This window comes from Streptomyces sp. NPDC059828 (assembly GCF_042731955.1).
GTDB lineage: Bacteria > Actinomycetota > Actinomycetes > Streptomycetales > Streptomycetaceae > Streptomyces.
The window spans coordinates 22,687-42,650 of sequence record NZ_JBHWIW010000037.1 but is presented as its reverse complement, the minus strand read 5'-3'; the positions used below and the strand labels follow the sequence as shown (position 1 = coordinate 42,650).

The window sequence follows — 19,964 nt, the reverse complement described above, 5'->3', positions numbered from 1 at the left end:
CCTGGCAAGTCCCGGGGTCTGGAGGAGGGCTACTCGCCGGTACTAGGGTCCCGGCCATGACACCGCAGCCCGTACCGCCGCCCGTGACTGCGCCGCTCGCCACCGCGCTGCCCGCCTTCCCACCGGGATTCGTGTGGGGCGCGTCCGCCTCCGCCTTCCAGACCGAGGGCGCCACCGACTCCGACGGCAAGGGCCCGTCCGGCTGGGACGCCTTCGCCGCACAGCCCGGCCGCATCAAGGACGGCGCCGACGCCGCCCGGGGCACCGGCTTCCATGAGCGCTACCGCGAGGATGTCGCCCTGCTCGCCGGGCTCGGCGCGGGCGCCTTCCGCTTCTCCATCAGCTGGCCCCGGGTGATCCCCGGCGGCAGCGGTCCGGTCAACCCGGCCGGGCTGGGCTTCTACGACCGCCTCGTCGACGAACTGTGCGCCCACGGCATCACGCCCGCGCCGACCCTCTACCACTGGGACACCCCGCTGCCTCTGGACGAGGCGGGCGGCTGGCTGAACCGGGACACCGCCGCCCGCTTCGCCGACTACGCCGCCGTCGTCGCCGACCGCCTCGCCGACCGCGTCCCCATGTGGATCACCATCAACGAACCGGCCGAAGTCACTCTGCTCGGCTATGCGCTCGGGGAGCACGCGCCCGGAAAACAGCTCCTCTTCGACGCCCTGCCCGCCGCCCACCACCAGCTGCTCGCTCATGGCCTCGCCGTCCAGGCCCTGCGCGAGGCGGGCGCCGGTGCCGTCGGCCTCGCGGTCTCCCACTCGCCCGTACGGGCCGCGAGCGCAAGCGAGGAGGACCGCGCCGGTGCCGAGATCTACGACACCCTCACCAACTGGCTCTTCGCCGACCCGCTGCTGACGGGCCGCTACCCCGAGGGCTTCGACGGCCTGATGCCCGGGCCGGTCGCCGACGACCTCGCTCTGATCTCCCAGCCCCTGGACTGGTACGGCATCAACTACTACAGCCCCATGCTGGTCGGAGCCCCGGCACCGGAGGCCCTGGACTCGTACGCCGGACTCGGCATGCCCGAAGGGCTGCCCTTCGGGCTCCGGGAGATCGAAGGCGCGGAACGCACCCACTTCGGCTGGCCCGTGGTCCCCGACGGACTGCGCGAACTCCTCGTCACGCTCAAGGAGCGCTACGGGGACCGGCTGCCGCCCGTGCACATCACCGAGAACGGCTGTTCGTACGACGGGCTCGACGACGGCCGTCGCATCGCCTATCTGGACGGCCATCTGCGCGCGCTGCACGGGGCGATCGAGGAGGGAGTGGACGTACGCGGCTACTTCGTCTGGTCGTTGACCGACAACATCGAGTGGGTCGAGGGCGCGTCACAGCGCTTCGGACTGGTCCACGTCGACTACGAGACCCTCGAACGCACCCCCAAGGCGTCCTACACGTGGTACCGGGACATGATCCGCGCCCAGCGATCCCGGCACTGACCGGCCCGGCCAATCGGTCGTGACGTCCCGCCGGGCACCGGTCGGCCGCCAGGCCGGTGCTTCTGGACACCTCGGGGCATCCGGCCCGACAATCAGCTGTGTGACGTCCTCCTTCGAGTTCCAGACATATCCCGCCCGCGTCTCGGACGCGGACCGGGACCGTGCGCTGGTCAGACTCCGGGAGGGCGCGGTCCAGGGCAGGCTCTCGCACGATACGTTCGTACGGCGGGTGGAGCTGGCCCTCGCTGCGAGCAGCCCCGATGAACTGCGGGCGCTCACCGCCGATCTGCGCAGCGAAGGGCGACTGGCGAAGAAGCTGTTCGGCGCGGTCGGCAGGGTGTCCGCCTTCTCCGTGCGGCTCGGCCGTGCCTGGCAGGCGGAGAAGCTGCCCCCGCTGCTCCTGCCCGAGCCCGGACCGTATCCCCTGCGCATCGGCCGGGACCCGTCCAACGGGCTGCGGTTGAGCCATGAGTCGGTCTCCCGGCTGCACGCCGAACTGACGCGGCGCGGCGGGCTGTGGGTGCTGCGCGACCTCGGCTCCACCAACGGCACCACGGTCAACGACCGCAGGGTCACCGGCGCGGTCGTGGTCCAGGCCGGGGATGTGGTGGGCTTCGGGCGGATGAGCTTCCGCCTCGCCGCCCGCTGAGCAGCCGCCTGCGCCCCCTGCTCCCTGCCCGACCCGGTCGGGGCCCTCACTCACCGTACGTGACGCTCTGAATCGCGGCACCCGGCGCTCCTCGGTAGCTTCGTTCTGAGGCGTCCTTGTGCGCGGTGGTCCGTGACGGCTCTGCGCACGTGCCCCGAGGCAAGGAGGACCACCATGTCCCTACCCATCGCTGTGGGAGTGGACGGTTCCGGCGAGAGCATGTCGGCCATCGACTGGGCGGCCGACGAGGCCGCGCTGCGGGGCACGGGCCTTCGCCTGGTGTACGCGTCGCGCTGGCAGGAGCACCGGCTCCAGGCCGTGAAGCCGACGCGCGAGGCGCAGGGCGAGGAGGACCGCAGCCTGCTGGCCGCGGCCGAGCAGCGGGCCCACACCCGCAGGCCGGGGATCAGCACGTCCCCGGAGGAGACCGAGGACGCCCCCGTCCGGCTGCTGGTGGACGTGGGCTCCGACTCGGAACTGCTGGTGCTCGGGTCGTCCGCGCTCGGCAGCGCCTCCGGTTTCATCGTGGGCTCGGTGGGACAGGAGGTCGTGGCGGACGCCAAGCGCCCCGTGGTGCTGGTGCGTCCGGGCTACGGCGAGGAGGGCCCCGGCGCGGGCCGCGCCGAGCGTGGCGAGATCGTCGTGGGTCTCGACGTCGGACATGGTGACGACGGCGGTGAGCTGCTGGCGTTCGCCTTCGACTTCGCGGCCAAGCACAGTGCCCCGCTTCACATCCTGCACACCTGGCACGGCCCCGCCTTCCACCACCGTGAAGCCGAGGTGCGCGGGGAACGGGAGACTGAGCTGGCGGCGGCCGTACGCCCCTACCGGGACAAGTTCCCGCAGGTCGAGGTGACCGAGGACGCTGCGCCCGGCCGTCCCGCCGACCGGCTCGTGGAGTCGGCGGCGGACGCCGCCCTGGTGGTCGTGGGCCGGCGCCGGGCCGCCAAAGGGTCCCACATCGGTTCCATCGCGCACGCCGTGCTCCACCACGCCGCCTGCCCGGTGGCCGTGGTGCCGCACGCCTGACACCCACCTGACGAGGGCCTCCGCCCGCAGCCCTGTTCACCCCTCGCGGGTGAGCACGAGATCGGATATTGCGGCCAGGCTGGCATGAGGATCGTCCGTGCCGTGCGGCGGGCGGGGAGCGCCCGGACGTGGGTCGCCGGGTCCCCCCGACCGCCCACCGGCCCCGCATCAGTCCGCCGAGCCCGGGTACCCGCCGTACCTGCCGGAAACGGGAGCGCATATGACCACGCTGGACATCGACCTGGACACGCTGTCGGTGAACACCATCCGCGGCCTGTGCATGGACGCCGTGGAGAAGGCCGCATCCGGGCACCCGGGCACGCCGATGGGCATCGCGCCCGTCGCTTACACGCTCTGGCAGCGGTATCTGAGGTTCGACCCCGCGGACCCGATCTGGCCGAACCGGGACCGCTTCGTGCTCTCCGAAGGCCACGCCTCCACACTGCTCTGGTCCCTGCTGCACCTGACCGGGGTACGGGCGGTCGACCCCGACTACGAGGTGCTCGGGCGCCCCGCGGTCACTCTCGACGACCTGAAGTCATTCCGGCAGCTCGGCTCCCGCTGCCCCGGACACCCCGAGTACCGGTGGACCAGCGGGGTGGAGACCACGACCGGGCCGCTGGGCCAGGGCGTCGCCACCTCCGTCGGCATGGCGATGGCGGGCCGCTGGCTGGCCGCCCGCTACAACCGCGACGACTTCCCGCTCTTCGACTTCGACGTGTACGCGCTCGCCGGTGACGGCTGCATGATGGAGGGCATCGCCTCCGAGGCCGCCTCCCTCGCCGGACACCAGCAACTGGCGAACCTGTGCTGGATCTACGACTCCAACCGGGTGACCATCGAGGGGCACACCGGGATCGCCTTCACCGAGGACGTGGCCGCCCGCTTCCTCGCGTACGGCTGGAACGTGACCACCGTCGCCGATGCCAACGACCTGGACGCCGTGGACCGCGCCTTCCACACCTTCCGGGCCGAGTCCGAGCGCCCCACACTGATCCTGGTGCACAGTCACATCGGCTACGGCTCGCCCGTGGAGGACTCGCCGAAGGCCCATGGATCTCCTTTGGGACCGGAGGGCGTACGGACGGCCAAGCGTTTCCTCGGACTGCCCGAGGACCGCGAGTTCTGGGTCCCCGACGAGGTCCGTACCCGCTTCGAGCAGGGCATCGGCGCCCGCGGCGCCGAGCTGCGCGGTGCCTGGGAGAAGCGGTTCGAGGCCTATCGCGCGGCCTGGCCCGGGCTCGCCGACGAGATCCAGCGCATGCAGCGCCGCGAACTGCCGAACGGCTGGGACAGCAAGGTCCCCGACTTCCCCGCCGACCCCAAGGGCCTGGCCACCAGGGAGTCGTCCGGCCGGGTGCTCAACGCCCTCGCCGAGCGGGTGCCCTGGATCGTCGGCGGGTCGGCGGACCTGGCGCCGTCCACCAAGACCCGGCTCACCTTCGAGGGAGCGGGGGACTCCGAGCCGGACGAGCCGTACGGGCGCAATCTCCACCTGGGCGTACGGGAGCACGCCTCGGCCGCCCTGGCCAACGGGATGGCCCTGACCAAACTGCGGTCGTACTGGTCCGGGTTCCTGATCTTCTCCGACTACGCCAAGGCCGCCATCCGGCTTTCCGCGCTGATGGAGATCCCGGTCGTGCACATCTTCACCCATGACTCCATCGGCGTCGGCGAGGACGGCCCCACCCACCAGCCGGTCGAACAGATTGCCGGACTGAGGGCGATGCCCGGACTCCTGGTGTTCCGTCCCTGCGACGCCAACGAGGTCACCGAGACCTGGCGGCTGGTCGCCGGACTGCGCCATGAGCCCGCGGCGCTGGTGCTCTCCCGCCAGGCGCTCCCCACCCTCGACCGGTCTCGGCTCGCCGCCGCGTCCGGAGTGGCCCTGGGCGCCTACGTACTGGCCGACGCGCCGTCGGGCGAGCCCGAGGTGATCCTGCTCGCCACGGGCTCGGAGGTGCACCTCGCACTGTCCGCCCGGGAAGAGCTGGCGGCCGAGGGCATCCAGGCCCGCGTGGTCAGCATGCCCTGCTGGGAGCTGTTCGACCGTCAACCCAGGGAGTACCGCGACCAGGTGCTGCCGCCGCACGTCACCGCGCGGGTCGGCATCGAGCAGGCTTCGACCTTCGGCTGGGACCGCTACGTCGGCGACGGCGGCGCGCTCATCGGCATGCACACCTTCGGCGCCTCCGCACCCCTCAAACAACTGCTGACCAAGTTCGGCTTCACCCCCGAGCGGGTGGCCGAGGCCGCGCGTGAAGTACTCGCACGCCCGCAGGAGGCGATGACCCGATGACGGCCACTCTGCTCCGCAAGCGCCCCGCATGGCAGGCGCTGGAACGGCACCACGAGGAGGTCGCCGCGCACGATCTGCGGTCGCTGTTCGCCGATGACCCCGGACGCGGCGAGCGGCTGTGCGCCGAGGCCGCCGGGCTGTATCTCGACTACTCCAAGCACCTGGTCACCGACGAGACCATGGGCCTGCTGCTGGACCTCGCCCGGGAGTCCCGCCTCGAGCACCACCGGGACGAGATGTTCCGCGGGGACCGCATCAACGTGTCGGAGAACCGGCGCGTGCTGCACATCGCCCTGCGCATGCCCCAGGGCAGCTCCCTGGTCGTCGACGGCACCGACGTCGTACGCGAGGTCCACGGCGTGCTCGACCGGATGGCCGCGTTCACGGAGCGGGTGCGCTCGGGGCAGTGGCGGGGCGCGACCGGGAAGCCGATCCGCAATGTCGTCAACATCGGTATCGGCGGCTCCGACCTCGGCCCGGTGATGGCGTACGAGGCGCTGCGCCACTACACCAGCCGCGACATGACGTTCCGCTTCGTCTCCAACGTCGACTCGACCGATCTCGTGGAGGCGCTGCGCGACCTGTCAGCCGACGAGACCCTGTTCATCGTCTCGTCCAAGACGTTCGGCACGCTGGAGACCCTCACCAACGCCCACTCGGCACGGGACTGGCTGGTGGGACGGCTCGGTGAGGAGGCCGTCGCCCGGCACTTCGCCGCCGTGTCCACCAACGCCGAACGGGTCGCCGCCTTCGGTATCGACACCGACAACATGTTCGGCTTCTGGGACTGGGTCGGCGGACGCTACTCGATGGACTCGGCCATCGGCCTGTCGACCATGCTGGCCATCGGCCCCGAGCTGTTCCGTGAGCTGCTTGCCGGTTTCCACGACATGGACGAGCACTTCCGGACCGCCCCGCTGGAGCGGAACCTGCCGGTGCTGATGGGCCTGCTCGCGGTCTGGTACGCGGACTTCTTCGGCGCCCAGACGGTCGGCGTGATGCCGTACGAGCAGTATCTGAGCCGCTTCCCCGCCTATCTCCAGCAGCTCACCATGGAGTCCAACGGCAAGCACGTGACCCTCGGCGGCGACCGGGTGGACTACGACACCGGCCCCGTCTACTGGGGCGAGCCGGGCACCAACGGCCAGCACAGCTTCTACCAGCTGATGCACCAGGGCACCCGGCTGATCCCGGTCGACCTGATCGGCTTCGGCAAGAGCCTCAACCCGCTGGGCGATCACCACGACATCCTGTCGTCCAACATCTTCGCCCAGGCCCAGGCGCTCGCCTTCGGCCGCACCGAGGAGGAGGTACGCGCGGAGGGCACCGCCCCCGAGGTCGTGCCCCACCGGGTGATGGAGGGCAACCGGCCCTCCACCGTGCTGCTGGCGGAGAAGCTCACGCCGCGTGTGCTGGGCCGGCTGGTCGCGCTCTACGAGCACAACGTGTTCACCCAGGGCACCGTCTGGAACATCGACTCCTTCGACCAGTGGGGCGTCGAGCTCGGCAAGGTCCTGGCAGCCGAGATCATCCCGGAGCTCACCGCCGACCGGGAGCCGGAGCTGCGACACGACTCGTCCACCAACGCACTCATCCGCCACTACCGCGCCCTCAAGAACGGGCACGGAAACGGTCACAAGAGCGGTCACAAGAGCGGTCACGAGAACGGGGTCGGCCATGACCACTGACACACCCATGCAGCTCGGCATGATCGGCCTCGGCCGGATGGGCGCCAACCTGGTACGCCGGCTGATGCGCGACGGCCATCACTGCGTCGTGTTCGACCTGGACACCAAGGCCGTCAAGGAGCTCGAGAAGGAAGGCGCCACGGCGGCCTCGTCCCTCCAGGACTTCGTCGGCAAGCTGGAGCAGCCTCGCAACGTCTGGCTGATGCTGCCCGCCGGTGTGGTGCAGAAGACCCTGGACGAGCTCGCCGGGCTGCTCGACACCGGTGACACCGTGATCGACGGCGGCAACTCGTACTACCGGGACGACATGACCCGGGCCCAGGAGCTGGCCCCTCGCGGTATCCACTACGTCGACTGCGGGACCTCAGGCGGTGTCTGGGGCCTGGAACGCGGATACTGCCTGATGATCGGCGGCGACGACGAAGCCGTGGCCCGGCTCGACCCGGTCTTCCGCACCATCGCCCCCGGCAAGGGCCTCGCCGAGCCCACGCCCGGCAGGACCCGGACCGACGGCACAGCGCCCGAGGGCTATCTGCACTGCGGACCCAACGGAGCGGGCCACTTCGTGAAGATGGTCCACAACGGGGTCGAGTACGGCATGATGGCCGCCATCGCCGAGGGCCTCAGCATCATCAAGCACGCGGACGCGGGGCTCACCAACCGCACCGTCGACGCCGAGACCGCCCCACTGCGCGAGCCCGAGGCGTACCCGTACACCATCGATGTGGGAGAGGTCGCCGAGGTGTGGCGGCGCGGCTCGGTGGTCGGCTCCTGGCTGGTCGATCTGATCGCCGACGCACTGGCCCGCTCTCCGGGCCTCGACGAGTTCACCGGGCGGGTCTCCGACTCCGGCGAGGGCCGCTGGACGGTGCTGGCGGCGGTGGACGAGAGCGTGCCGGCGCCGGTGATCACCGCGGCGCTGATCCAGCGGTTCGAGTCCCGCAGGCTCGGCGAGTTCACCGACCAGGTGCTCTCGGCGATGCGCGGCGAGTTCGGCGGTCACGCCGAGAAGGCGGGGTGAGCGATGTCCGGTCCCGCACACGTTCAGGAGACGAACCAGGAAGCGAGCGAGGCGGCAAGCCAGGCGGCGCACCAGTCGGGCAACGGCGTCCCGGTCCCCGACGACCATGTCGTCGTGCTGTTCGGCGCGACCGGCGACCTCGCCCGGCGCAAGCTCCTGCCGGGCCTGTTCCACCTCGCCAAGGCCGGTCTGATGCCGGCCCGCTACCGGATCGTCGGCTCCGCACCGTCCCAGGCGGCACTCAGCGACGACGAGTTCCGCAAACGGGCCCGCGAGGCGGTCGCCGAGTTCGGCCGCTCGAAGCCCGAGGGTGAGGACTGGCAGCGGTTCGAGGACGCCCTGACCTTCGGGGCGGAGGACCCCGACGACCCCGGCCCGCTGCTCGCGGCCGTCAGGGACGCCGAGGAGGCCATCGGCGGCTCCCCGCGGCGCCTGTTCCACCTCGCCGTGCCGCCGAAGGCCTTCCCCTCCGTCATCGAGATGCTGGGCGCGACCGGTCTCGCCGAAAACGGACGGGTCATCGTGGAGAAGCCGTTCGGCACGGACCTGGCATCGGCCGAGGCCCTCAACGCCACCATCCACTCCGTCTTCGCCGAGTCACGGGTGTTCCGCATCGACCACTTCCTCGGCAAGGAGTCCGTCGACAACATCCTCGCGCTGCGGTTCGCCAACGGCTTCCTCGAGCCCGTCTGGAACCGGGACCACATCAGCCATGTGCAGATCGACGTACCCGAGAAGCTCAGCATCGAGGGCCGCGCGCAGTTCTTCGAAGGGACCGGGACCTTCCGGGACATGATCGTCACTCATCTCTTCCAGCTGCTCGGGTTCGTGGCGATGGAGCCCCCCACCAGCCTCAACGCCAAGTGCCTGCGCGACGAGAAGACCAAGGTCTTCGAGACCATGCGGCCGCTGGACCCGGAGCATGTCGTACGCGGCCAGTACGAGGGCTACCGCGACGAGCCCGGGGTCGACCCGCACTCGGACACCGAGACCTTCGTGGCACTGCGCGTGGAACTCGACAACTGGCGGTGGGCCGGAGTGCCGTTCTATCTGCGCTCCGGCAAGTCCCTCGCCGAGGGCCGGCATGTGGTGACCCTCGGGTTCCGGGAACCGGCCCTGCGGATGTTCCCGTGCACCGCGCATGACTCCGGGGAGCCCCGCAACAACGAACTGGTGATCGACTTCAACGACCCCGGCCGGGTCGCCATCCGTTTCCTGGTGAAGGAGCCGGGCCCCGCGATGCGCCTGGACGAGGCCGAGATGGTGTTCAACTACGCCGACTCCTTCAACGCGATGTACGCCCTCGAAGGCTATGAGCGCCTCATCCTGGACGCGATGCTCGGCGACCAGTCGCTGTTCACCCGCGCCGACGGGATCGAGCGCCTCTGGGCGGCGTCCGCCCCGCTCCTCGAGCACCCGCGCCCGGTGGAGCCGTACGCCCCGGGCTCCTGGGGTCCGGAGAGCATCAACCGGCTGATCGCCCCGTACCACTGGAGTCTGCCGGACCATCGGTGACGCCATCCGCGCGCTGATCCGCCAGGGCCGACCCGACAGCCCTTAGCCTCGGATGCATGCTCGGTCTTCCGGATCACGTACGGACCTGCCTGTTCGACCTCGACGGCGTGCTCACCCGCACCGCGAAGGTGCACGCCGCCGCGTGGAAGGAGATGTTCGACGACTATCTGCGCACCCGTGCCGAGCGGGAGGGCGCGCCCTTCGTGGCGTTCGACGCCGTCCGCGACTACGACCAGTACGTGGACGGCCTGCCCCGCGAGGACGGGGTCCGCACTTTCCTCGCCTCACGCGGAGTCGAACTGCCGGAGGGCACGTCCGACGACGGGCCGGACCAGGAGACCGTGAACGGTCTGGGCACCCGCAAGAACGAGATGGTGCTGCGCAGGATCCGCGAACAGGGCGTCGAGGCGTACGAGGGTTCGGTGGCCTACGTCCGCGCCGCCCGGGACGCCGGCCTGCACCGTGCGGTGGTCTCGTCCAGTGCCAATTGCCGCGATGTGCTGATCGCCGCAGGTATCGAGGAGCTCTTCGAGGAACGCATCGACGGGATCACCGTCCGCGAGCACCACCTGCGCGGCAAACCCGCGCCGGACACCTATCTGGCCGCGGCCCGCGTCCTCGGCGTCGAGCCGGAGACGGCCGCCGTCTTCGAGGACGCGCTCGCCGGAGTGGAGGCCGGGCGCGCCGGAGGCTTCGGACTCGTCGTGGGCGTCGACCGGACCGGGCAGGCCGAGGAGTTGCGCCGGCACGGCGCGGGCATCGTCGTCGACGACCTCTCCGAGCTGCTGGAGGCGCGGTGATCAACCACTCCGCGTTCGCCGTCGAACCCTGGTGCCTGCGCGAGACCGAGCTGAACCTCGACGTACTCGCCCAGAGCGAGTCGGTGTTCGCCCTGTCCAACGGCCATGTCGGCTGGCGCGGCAACCTGGACGAGGGGGAGCCGCACGGGCTGCCGGGCTCGTATCTCAACGGGGTGCACGAGCTCCATCCGCTGCCCTACGCGGAGGCCGGATACGGCTATCCCGAGTCCGGCCAGACGCTGATCAACGTCACGGACGGAAAGATCATCCGGCTGCTGGTGGACGACCACCCCTGCGATCTGCGCTACGGCGAACTGACCTCCCACGAACGCGTGCTGGACTTCCGGACCGGAGTCCTGCGCCGTACCGCCGAGTGGACCACGCCCGCCGGGCGCGCCGTCCGTATCACCTCGCACCGGATGGTGTCCCTCACCCAGCGGGCCATCGCCGCGGTCGCCTACGAGGTGGAGGTGCTGAACGGCGAGTCCACCGTGGCCGTCCAGTCGGAACTCATCGCCAACGAGGCCGTCCCGCACGACACCGGCGACCCCCGGGTCGCCGCCGCGATCGACTCACCGCTGGAGTCCGAGGAGGACTTCGCCCGGGACACCCGGCTGCGCCTGGTGCACCGGACCAGGGACAGCGGCCAGCGGGTGGCCGTCGGCGCCGACCACATCATCGAGGGCCCCGAGGGGACGAGCTGGTCGGCCGACAGCGAACCGGACGTCAGCAGGGTCACGGTGACCGCCACACTGGCCCCCGGCAAGCGGCTGCGGCTGGTGAAGTTCGTGGGCTACGGCTGGTCGGCGGAGCGCTCGCTGACCGCACTCCAGGACCAGGTCCACGCGGCCGTGGCCGCCGCCCGCAGCACCGGCTGGGAGGGGCTGCTCGCCGAGCAGCGTGCCTACCTGGACCACTTCTGGTCCTGCGCGGACGTCGAGGTGGACGGTGACGCGCAGATCCAGCAGGCGGTGCGCTTCTCCCTCTTCCATGTGCTTCAGGCCGCCGCGCGGGGGGAGCAGCGGGCCATCCCCGCCAAGGGCCTGACCGGCACCGGATACGACGGGCACTCCTTCTGGGACGTGGAGTCCTTCGTGCTGCCGATGCTCACCTACACGGCACCCCAGGCCGTCGCCCCCGTACTGCGCTGGCGCCACGCCACCCTGCCAGCGGCCCGCGACCGGGCCCATCAGCTCGGGTTCGCGGGCGCCGCATTCCCCTGGCGGACCATCACCGGTGCGGAGTGCTCCGCCTACTGGCCCGCCGGCACGGCGGCCTTCCACATCAACGCCGATATCGCCTACGCCGTGGCGCGCTATGTGAACGCCACCGGCGACGAGGCGTTCGAGCGCGGTCCGGGCCTGGAACTGCTGGTGCACACCGCCCGGCTGTGGCGCTCGCTGGGCCACCATGACGCGGAGGGCGTCTTCCACATCGACGGTGTCACCGGCCCCGACGAGTACAGCGCCATTGCCCGCGACAACCTGTACACCAACGTGATGGCACGGCGGAATCTGCGGGTCGCGGCCGAGACGGCGACCCGCCACCCCGACCGGGCCGAGGAGCTCGGCGTCGACGAGGAGGAGACGGCCGCCTGGCGCGACGCCGCCGCCCGGATGGCCGTGCCGTACAACGACACGCTCGGGGTGCACGAGCAGTCGGCAGGGTTCACCGGGTTCCAGCGCTGGGACTTCGATTCCACGACCGCCGAGCAGTATCCGCTGCTGCTGCACTTCCCCTACTTCGACCTCTACCGCAAGCAGGTGGTCAAGCAGGCGGACCTGGTGTTCGCCATGGCGACCTGCGGGGACGACTTCACGGCGGAGGAGAAGGCGCGCAACTTCGCCTACTACGAGGCGCTGACCGTGCGGGACTCCTCGCTCTCGGCATGCTGCCAGGCCGTGCTCGCGGCGGAGACCGGGCAACTGAGGCTGGCCTACGACTATCTGGGCGAGGCCGCCCTGATGGATCTGGAGAACCTGGAGCACAACACCCGCGACGGGCTGCACATCGCCTCCCTCGCGGGGACCTGGATGGCCCTGGTGATGGGCTTCGGCGGGCTGCGGCACCACCACACCACCGGGGAGGGGAAGCCGGGCTGCCTCGGGTTCTCCCCGCGGCTGCCGGAGGCGCTGACCGGGGTGAAGTTCACCCTGCTCATCCGGGGACGCGCACTGCAGGTGGACATCCGGCACTCCGGGGCCCACTACACCCTGGTCGAGGGGGAACCGCTCACGCTGCTCCACCACGGCGAGCTGTTCACCGTGAAGGCCGGTAAGCCGATGCGGCTCCCGCTGCCGCCCGCACCGGTCCTGCCGGAGCCGCAGCAGCCCAAGGGGCGCCGCCCGGCCGACCGGATGGGAGGGACGGACCCGGTCGCCGGGGAAGCGGCAGGCTGAGCGGGGGGCGGGTCGCGGACCACTCCGGGCGACCGGCCCGGCTCAGCTCCCCGCGACCCGCTCCAGCAGGGCCACCGGACGCTCGGCGAACAGCTCCGCCAGCGGTACGCCCGCCCGGTCGCCGTCCCCGCCCGTGAACTCCCGCCCAGGACACAGCAGATCGGCCCAGCGCCCCTCCGGAAGGGTCAGCGAGGTCCCGCCCCAGCCACCTCCCGCCTCAAGCCGCAGCGAGAGCCGGGTCACCGCCGTCACCACCTGGCCCGCCCGGCTGAACGCCAGACAGTGCGCCGCCGCCGGCCCCGTGGCCGCCAGCGGCGCGTACCCGCCGGGCGCGCCGAACACCTCGGGGCGACGGCGCCGCAGCCCCAGCGCCGTACGAGTGAGAGCCGCCTTCTCGTCCGGTGGGCGCTCGCGGAACGGCTCCCGGTTGTCCGGGTCGACCAGAGCGAGATACCGGTGCTCGGTGCCCTGGTACAGCTCTGGCACCCCCGGCATGGTGAGCTGGACCAGCGCGGAGCCCAGGGCGTTCGCCCGTACATGCCCGTCGAGTGCTCGGGTGAACACCGCCAGGGTGTACAGCGGCGGCCCCGTGGGCCCCGCCGCCACGAACTCCTCCACCGCACGCTCGTACGCCGGATCGGGCTCGGTCCAGCTGGTGTGCAGGCCCGCCTCCCGTACGGATTTCAGCAGCGCGGGCCCGATCCGGTCCGCACGGGGGATCCCGAGGCCGAACGCCGTCTGCCAGGCCACCCACGCCAGATGAGGATCGGGCGCGGCCACCGGTGACAACTCGGTCAGCAACTGCCGCCAGCGCCCCGGGCACTGGGACAGCACCGCGATCCTGGCCCGGACATCCGCGCTGCGCTTGGTGTCATGGGTGGACAGCACCGTGCCCGTGGCGGGCCAGTCCCGGGCGATCCGGTCACAGTAGGCGTGGAAATCCGCGGGGCTCACCGCCGGCTGCCCGGGATCCCCGCCCACCTCGTTGGCGGACAGCAGCGGCGAGTACCGGTAGAAGGCGGTGTCCTCGACGGACTTGGCGCGCAGCGCGGAAGAGGTCTGGGCGAAGCGGGCGCGGAACGCGGACTGCGCGGGGCCGTGACCGGTCTCCCCGAGGCCCAGCGCCAGATCCCGGATCACATCCACCGCGTCCGCTTCCTCGGGGACCGCGAACACCCCCTTGGCACGCAGCGCGAGGTCCGCCGTGAGCACCGCCTCCCCGCCCGTGCGGTAGGCGCGATAGACCGGCATCCGCACCAGCAGCTCCCGGATCGCCGTGCGCAGCGCCCAGGGCGCGTGGTCGCGCAGGGCGGGGTCAGCCCCGCACACCCGCTGCGCCAGCCGCGCGAGGGTCTCGGTCTCCGCCACCAGCTCGTGGGTCACCACCTTGTAGGCGGCGCGGCGCGCCGTGGCGCCCCAGTAGCCGCCCCGGTCGCCGGCGGGAGCGGTGAAGTCCCGGTAGACGCTCAGCAGTTCCCCGAACCCGTCGGCGTCGGTGAAGACCCCGTCGATCCGGTGCAGCGCGTCATAGCCGGTCGTCCCGGCGACCGGCCACGACGACGGAAGCCGCTCGCCTCCGGTGAGGATCTTCTCCACCACCGTCCAGCAGCCGCTGCTCGCCTCGTCCAGCCGGTGCAGATACTCCTCGGGGTCGGCGAGACCGTCCGGGTGGTCGATCCGCAGTCCGTCGACGACCTCGTCCCGCACCAGCTCGAGGATCTTGGCGTGGGTGGCGGCGAACACCTCCGGGTCCTCGACCCGGACCGCGATCAGCTCGGAAATGGTGAAGAAGCGCCGGTAGTTGAGCTCCGTGCGGGCCAGCCGCCACCAGCCGAGCCGGTACCACTGCGCGTCCAGCAGCTCCGGCAGCGGCAGCCCTTCGGTGCCCTCGCGCAGCGGGAAACGGTGGTCCCCGTAGTGCAGCTCCCGTCCCTCGACGCGCAGCGCGTCCAGCTCGTCCCCGAGACGTCCGGCGAGCACCGGCATCAGCACCTTGCCGCCGCCCGCCTCCCAGTCGATGTCGAACCAGCGTGCGTACGGTGAGCCGGGCCCTTGGCGCAGGACCTCCCACAGGGGCCGGTTGTGCCGGGGCGATGCCGCCATGTGGTTGGGCACGATGTCGAGCACGAGACCCAGACCGTGCTCACGCGCCGTGGCGGCCAGCGACCGCAGTCCCTCCTCGCCCCCGAGTTCCTCCCGTACGCGGGAGTGGTCCACGACGTCATAGCCGTGTTCCGAGCCCGGCACCGCCTCCAGTACCGGGGACAGATGCAGGTGGGAGACCCCGAGCCGGGCGAGGTACGGCACTGCTTCCTCGGCGGCCCGGAAGGGGAAGGCCGGCTGTAGCTGGAGCCGGTAGGTGGCGGTGGGCGTCATGCGAACGTACGTACCCGCATCGGCGCCATCTGTGTCATCCCGCAGGTCCGGGGGTGCCCGGAGCCGGACACGTTCACCTGATACGACCAAGCATCCGTATCCGCCGGGCTACGCCGGACGGCGCAGCACCACCAGGCTCCGCCCGATCATCCGGACCCGCTCGCCGGCCGCCACCTTGGGTCCCTGCCCCGGTGGTACGCCGTCCGGCCGGGCGGTGTCCACCAGCACCTGCCACTGCCTGCCGTGGTTGACCGGCACCGCGAAGTCCAGATCGTCGGCGCTCGCGTTGAACATCAGCAGGAACGAGTCGTCCGAGATCCGCTCACCCCTCGGACCGGGCTCCGAGATCGCATGCCCGTTCAGGAACACCGTCAGGGCCCGGGCATGGGCCGCCTGCCAGTCCCGCTGGGTCATCTCCACCCCCTCAGGAGTGAACCAGGCGATGTCGGAGAGCTCGTCGTGCGTGCCCTCCACGGGCCGCCCGTGGAAGAAGCGCCGGCGCCGGAACACCTGGTGGTCGCGGCGTAGCCACACCATCGCCCGGGTGAACGCCAGCAGCGAGCCCGGCTCCTCCTCGGTCGACGAGGGCCAGCGCACCCAGGACAGCTCGGAGTCCTGGCAGTAGGCGTTGTTGTTGCCGCGCTGGGTGCGGCCGAACTCGTCGCCGTGGCTGAGCATGGGCACGCCCTGGGACAGCATCAGGGTGGCGATGAAGTTCCGCATCTGGCGGCCCCGCAGCTCGACCACATCCGGATCCTCGGTGTCGCCCTCGGCGCCGCAGTTCCACGACCTGTTGTGGCTTTCGCCGTCCCGGTTGCCCTCGCCGTTCGCCTCGTTGTGCTTCTCGTTGTACGAGACCAGGTCCCGCAGGGTGAACCCGTCGTGGCAGGTCACGAAGTTGACGGAGGCCAGCGGGCGCCGGCCGTCGTCCTGGTAGAGGTCGGACGATCCGGTCAGCCGGGAGGCGAACTCGGCCAGCGTGCGCGGCTGTCCGCGCCACAGGTCGCGGACCGTGTCCCGGTACATGCCGTTCCATTCGGTCCACAGCGGCGGGAAGTTGCCCACCTGATAGCCGCCCTCGCCGACGTCCCACGGCTCGGCGATCAACTTCACCTGGCTGACCACCGGATCCTGCTGGACCAGGTCGAAGAACGAGGACAGCCGGTCCACCTCGTGGAACTGGCGGGCCAGGGTGGCAGCGAGGTCGAACCGGAAGCCGTCCACGTGCATCTCGGTGACCCAGTAGCGCAGCGAGTCCATGATCAGCTGGAGCACATGGGGGGAGCGCATCAGCAGGGAATTGCCGGTGCCGGTGGTGTCCGTGTGGTAGCGCTTGTCCTCGGACAGCCGGTAGTACGAGGCATTGTCGAGGCCCCGGAAGGACAGCGTGGGACCCAGGTGGTTGCCCTCGGCCGTGTGGTTGTAGACCACGTCGAGGATCACCTCGATGCCCGCCTGGTGCAGGGCCCTGACCGCGGACTTGAACTCCAGCACCTGCTGCCCGCGGTCGCCCCAGGAGGCGTAGCTGTTGTGCGGGGCGAAGAATCCGATGGTGTTGTAACCCCAGTAGTTGCTCAGCCCCGCGTCCGCCAGCCGGTTGTCGTTGACGAACTGATGCACCGGCATCAACTCCAGTGCCGTGACGCCCAGTTCCGTGAGGTGGGAGATCACCGCAGGATGGGCCAGCCCGGCGTAGGTGCCGCGCAGCTCGGGCGGCAGCGCCGGGTGCAGCATCGTCAGGCCCTTCACATGGGCCTCGTAGATGACCGTGCGGTGGTAGTCCGTACGCGGCGGGCGGTCGTCGCCCCAGTCGAAGTACGGATTGACGACGACGGAGGCCATCGTGTGCGGGGCGGAATCGAGGTCGTTGCGTGAGTCCGGCCGGCCGAAGTGGTAGCCGTACACCGCCTCGCCCCAGTCGATCCGGCCGCTCATCGCGCGTGCGTAGGGGTCGAGGAGCAGCTTGGCCGAGTTGCACCGCTGCCCACGCTCCGGCGCATACGGTCCGTGTACCCGGAAGCCGTAACGCTGGCCGGGCATCACGCCCGGCAGATAGGCGTGGCGCACAAAGGCGTCGGTCTCGCGCAGCTCCACCGCCGTCTCCGAGCCGTCGTCGTGCAGCAGACACAGCTCGATGCGCCGCGCGGCCTCTGAGTAAACCGCGAAGTTGGTGCCGGCGCCATCGTAGGTGGCACCGAGGGGATACGCCTGTCCCGGCCAGACCTGCATAGATAAGACTCTTCCACTTCTGATCCGGGTGCGGGGGACCACTTCGGCCAGATCCTCCCCGAAAGTGGGGCCGGCTCCTAGGACTTACCCCCGTTCTACCGGGTGACCATGCCAAAGAGCGGGTAAACGCTGAAAAATACATGTAAAACCGTATGCCGCCAAACCGGTGACCCGGTCAACACAGGGTTCCCCCGTGTCGCCCGTGCCGGGGAGTCTGAGCCGGCGGGCCGCGGGCGGGTAAACCCTGCGGACACAGGGCGCCGCCAGGGGTGCAATAGCGGTGATTCCCCCCACTCCGGACGATCTCGCCACCGTGAACGGGCTGCCGGTTTCGGGGAGTTGGGAAAGAGCCGGGAGTTCCGGATGCGCCTCGTCCCGTGGGCGGAGTACCCTTCCTTGATCGTTGGAGGGGGAGCGGGAAGGCGGTGCGCGGGTGAGCTCGGGAGGGCTGGAGCTACCCCCCGGTGACGCAGGTCATGAGGGGGACTCGGCCGATGTCCCGCCCGGCGCGGTGTCGCTCGCCAGGCCGGTCGATATGGCATCTCACATTGGACCCGAACTGGACTGGAGCGCGGAGGCCTGGAGCGAGGTGCGTACCCGCGCCCAGCGGGCCGGACGCGCCTACATCTGGCTGAATCTGGTCGAGCAGCGGCTGCGCGCGGTCGTGGCCGCCGTGCTGAGGCCCGTCTACGAGCATGTGCACGGCGACGACTGGGTCGTGGCCGCGGCGGGGCCGGCAGGCCAGGAGTGGGTGCAGCGGGCCGTCGCCGTACGGGAGGTCTCGCGCCGCAAGGGCTATCTGCTCGACCCGGCCGACGACAATGTGCTCAGCTTCCTCACTTTGCCGCAGCTGCGGGAGCTGATGGTCCAGCACTGGCCCTGCTTCGAGCCGTATTTCGACGACCGGCGCGAGGTCGAGCTGGCGCTGGACGAGCTCGAGGTGGCGCGGAACGTGGTCTCGCGCAACCGGGCACTGAACGAGGCCGTACTGGCCCAGGCCGAACGGGCCTCGGCCCGGCTGCTCGAGATCCTCGGGAGCGGAGCCGGGGTGCCCTCCGCCGACCGGTTGCCGGTCGACGCGGTCGAGGACCTGGTGGGCGACCGCTACGCGGACGTGGTCTCCGTCCACCCGGACCGGGTCAGACTCCAGCGCCAGCTCCCCGCGGAGGACCTCTTCGGGGGTGCCCGGCGGCTCGACGCCGTCGGCATAGGCCTGAATCTGCTCGTGCAGAACTTCTCGGGGCGGCGGCTTGTCCGGCTCGCGGAAGCGGGCGCCCGGGTGCGGCTGCTGTTCCTCAACCCCGCAAGCAGCGCGATCAAGCGGCGCGAGCGCGAGCTGGGTATCAGGAAGGGCGAACTGGGCCGCGCGGTCGAGATGAACATCCTGCACATGCGACGGGTGCGGTCGAGGCTGCGCGACCCCGGGGCCTTCGAGATCCACGTGTTCGACGAGACGCCTCGTTTCACGGCCTACCTGGTCGACGGCGACGGCCCCGACGGTCTCGCGGTCGTGCAGTCGTATCTGCGCCGGGCCCGGGGCATGGAGGCCCCCGTGCTGGTGCTGCGGGGTGGCAGGCCTTCCGTGGTGAGGTCCGGTCAGGAGAGCGAGCACGGCCTGTTCCAGACCTACCGAGAGGAATTCGAGTCCGTGTGGAGCGACTCCCGACCGGTGTCCTGACTGTCAGTGCCACGTGCGAGAGTTTCGTCCGTACCACAGACGAGGGGGCAGTGCATGGCCTGGCATCGTGAGCCGCTGGTCGGCTTCGACCTGGAAACGACGGGCACCGATCCGCTGGACGCGCGCATCGTGACCGCGGCGGTCGTCGCCGTGGAGGACGGCCGGCCGGTCCGGCGGTGCACCTGGCTCGCGGACCCGGGGATCCGAATCCCGGCCCAGGCGTCGGCGATCCACGGCATCAGCAGCGAGCGGGCGGCGGCCGACGGGCGTCCGGCGAGCGAGGTGGCGGAGCAGATCGCCGAAACGCTGACGGGCCACTGGCAGGCAGGCGTCCCGGTCGTGGCGTACAACGCGGCTTTCGACTTGACGCTGCTCTCCGCCGAGCTGGCCCGGCACGGTCTGCCGTCGCTCTCCGAGCGGCTGGGGCAGGGCACGGACGCCTCCGCGATCGGCCCGGTCATCGACCCCTACACGATCGACCGCGCGGTCGACCGCTACCGCAGGGGCAAGCGCACCCTCGAGGCGGTCTGCGCCGAGTACGGGGTGGTGCTGGACGAGGCGCATGAAGCCTCGGCGGACGCGCTGGCCGCGGTCAGGGTGGCGTGTGCGATAGCGGAGCGGCACGCCTCGGTGGCAGCGGTGACCCCCACCGAGCTGCACTCCCGTCAGATCCGCTGGTACGCAGACTGGGCGGCGGACTTCCAGGACTTCCTGCGACGCAAGGGCACCCACGACGCGGTGGTGGACGGCACCTGGCCGGTCCGGGCGCTCGCCGGGGTCAGTGGGTGAGAGCGCCTCGCACCGGACTGCTGTGGCAGGGCTGACCGAGAAGG

The 19,964-nt window shown here is 70.8% G+C and carries 13 protein-coding genes; 11 read left to right on the top strand and 2 right to left on the bottom strand.

All coding sequences use genetic code 11. From position 1 onward, the window contains the following. The first annotated feature begins 56 nt into the window (after positions 1–56). From ACFV6V_RS21820 to ACFV6V_RS21780, 9 genes are all read left to right on the top strand, one after another. Positions 57–1,448, top strand: a complete 1,392-nt coding sequence (locus tag ACFV6V_RS21820) for a GH1 family beta-glucosidase (protein ID WP_385567450.1) — start codon at positions 57–59, stop codon at positions 1,446–1,448. Between the two features lie 100 nt (positions 1,449–1,548). Continuing rightward, a complete protein-coding gene (locus tag ACFV6V_RS21815; protein WP_385567447.1) occupies positions 1,549–2,097 on the top strand; it encodes a DUF1707 and FHA domain-containing protein in 549 nt (182 codons plus the stop codon). Between the two features lie 174 nt (positions 2,098–2,271). Continuing rightward, positions 2,272–3,126 carry a universal stress protein gene (locus ACFV6V_RS21810; RefSeq protein ID WP_385567445.1) on the top strand — a complete coding sequence of 285 codons (855 nt, stop codon included), beginning with the start codon at positions 2,272–2,274 and terminating at the stop codon, positions 3,124–3,126. Positions 3,127–3,346: 220 nt separating this feature from the next. Then, positions 3,347–5,425, top strand: a complete 2,079-nt coding sequence (gene tkt / locus ACFV6V_RS21805) for a transketolase (protein ID WP_385567442.1) — start codon at positions 3,347–3,349, stop codon at positions 5,423–5,425. After that, complete coding sequence (gene pgi / locus ACFV6V_RS21800; protein WP_385567440.1) at positions 5,422–7,113, top strand: glucose-6-phosphate isomerase; 1,692 nt, start codon at positions 5,422–5,424, stop codon at positions 7,111–7,113. Before tkt ends, pgi begins: the two co-directional genes overlap by 4 nt. Next, on the top strand, positions 7,103–8,134 hold the full coding sequence (gene gnd / locus ACFV6V_RS21795) for a phosphogluconate dehydrogenase (NAD(+)-dependent, decarboxylating) (protein WP_385567437.1): 1,032 nt from the start codon (positions 7,103–7,105) through the stop codon (positions 8,132–8,134). The genes pgi and gnd overlap by 11 nt, the downstream gene beginning before the upstream one ends. Before the next feature lie 3 nt (positions 8,135–8,137). Continuing rightward, positions 8,138–9,649: a glucose-6-phosphate dehydrogenase gene (zwf, locus tag ACFV6V_RS21790; RefSeq protein ID WP_385567435.1), complete on the top strand. Its 1,512-nt coding sequence runs from the start codon at positions 8,138–8,140 to the stop codon at positions 9,647–9,649. Between the two features lie 56 nt (positions 9,650–9,705). Beyond that, positions 9,706–10,449: an HAD family hydrolase gene (locus ACFV6V_RS21785; RefSeq protein ID WP_385567432.1), complete on the top strand. Its 744-nt coding sequence runs from the start codon at positions 9,706–9,708 to the stop codon at positions 10,447–10,449. Beyond that, entirely contained in the window at positions 10,446–12,848 is a 2,403-nt protein-coding gene (locus ACFV6V_RS21780) for a glycoside hydrolase family 65 protein (protein WP_385567430.1), read from the top strand. Before ACFV6V_RS21785 ends, ACFV6V_RS21780 begins: the two co-directional genes overlap by 4 nt. A gap of 42 nt (positions 12,849–12,890) precedes the next feature. Here ACFV6V_RS21780 and treY read toward each other — a convergent pair whose 3' ends face one another. Both treY and glgX read right to left on the bottom strand, forming a co-directional pair. Next, positions 12,891–15,224, bottom strand: a complete 2,334-nt coding sequence (gene treY, locus ACFV6V_RS21775; RefSeq protein WP_385567427.1) for a malto-oligosyltrehalose synthase — start codon at positions 15,222–15,224, stop codon at positions 12,891–12,893. Positions 15,225–15,332: 108 nt separating this feature from the next. Continuing rightward, on the bottom strand, positions 15,333–17,453 hold the full coding sequence (gene glgX / locus ACFV6V_RS21770; protein ID WP_385567425.1) for a glycogen debranching protein GlgX: 2,121 nt from the start codon (positions 17,451–17,453) through the stop codon (positions 15,333–15,335). Positions 17,454–17,886: 433 nt separating this feature from the next. On the opposite strand from glgX, the gene ACFV6V_RS21765 reads away from it, so the two are divergent. Together ACFV6V_RS21765 and ACFV6V_RS21760 are read left to right on the top strand one after the other, a co-directional pair. Continuing rightward, positions 17,887–19,131, top strand: a complete 1,245-nt coding sequence (locus tag ACFV6V_RS21765; protein ID WP_385567422.1) for an SAV2148 family HEPN domain-containing protein — start codon at positions 17,887–17,889, stop codon at positions 19,129–19,131. 54 nt (positions 19,132–19,185) lie between these two features. Next, positions 19,186–19,920 (top strand): 3'-5' exonuclease, encoded by a 735-nt coding sequence (locus ACFV6V_RS21760; protein ID WP_385567420.1) that lies wholly within the window; start codon positions 19,186–19,188, stop codon positions 19,918–19,920. Positions 19,921–19,964: the final 44 nt, after the last annotated feature.

Excerpts from the sequence above, each read along its gene's own strand:
- ACFV6V_RS21820 (WP_385567450.1), top strand. The coding sequence starts at position 57 with ATGACACCGCAGCCCGTACCGCCGCCCGTGACTGCGCCGCTCGCCACC.
- zwf (WP_385567435.1), top strand. The coding sequence starts at position 8,138 with ATGTCCGGTCCCGCACACGTTCAGGAGACGAACCAGGAAGCGAGCGAG.
- tkt (WP_385567442.1), top strand. The coding sequence starts at position 3,347 with ATGACCACGCTGGACATCGACCTGGACACGCTGTCGGTGAACACCATC.
- glgX (WP_385567425.1), bottom strand. The coding sequence starts at position 17,453 with ATGCAGGTCTGGCCGGGACAGGCGTATCCCCTCGGTGCCACCTACGAT.
- gnd (WP_385567437.1), top strand. The coding sequence starts at position 7,103 with ATGACCACTGACACACCCATGCAGCTCGGCATGATCGGCCTCGGCCGG.
- ACFV6V_RS21810 (WP_385567445.1), top strand. The coding sequence starts at position 2,272 with ATGTCCCTACCCATCGCTGTGGGAGTGGACGGTTCCGGCGAGAGCATG.
- treY (WP_385567427.1), bottom strand. The coding sequence starts at position 15,224 with ATGACGCCCACCGCCACCTACCGGCTCCAGCTACAGCCGGCCTTCCCC.
- pgi (WP_385567440.1), top strand. The coding sequence starts at position 5,422 with ATGACGGCCACTCTGCTCCGCAAGCGCCCCGCATGGCAGGCGCTGGAA.
- ACFV6V_RS21785 (WP_385567432.1), top strand. The coding sequence starts at position 9,706 with ATGCTCGGTCTTCCGGATCACGTACGGACCTGCCTGTTCGACCTCGAC.
- ACFV6V_RS21760 (WP_385567420.1), top strand. The coding sequence starts at position 19,186 with ATGGCCTGGCATCGTGAGCCGCTGGTCGGCTTCGACCTGGAAACGACG.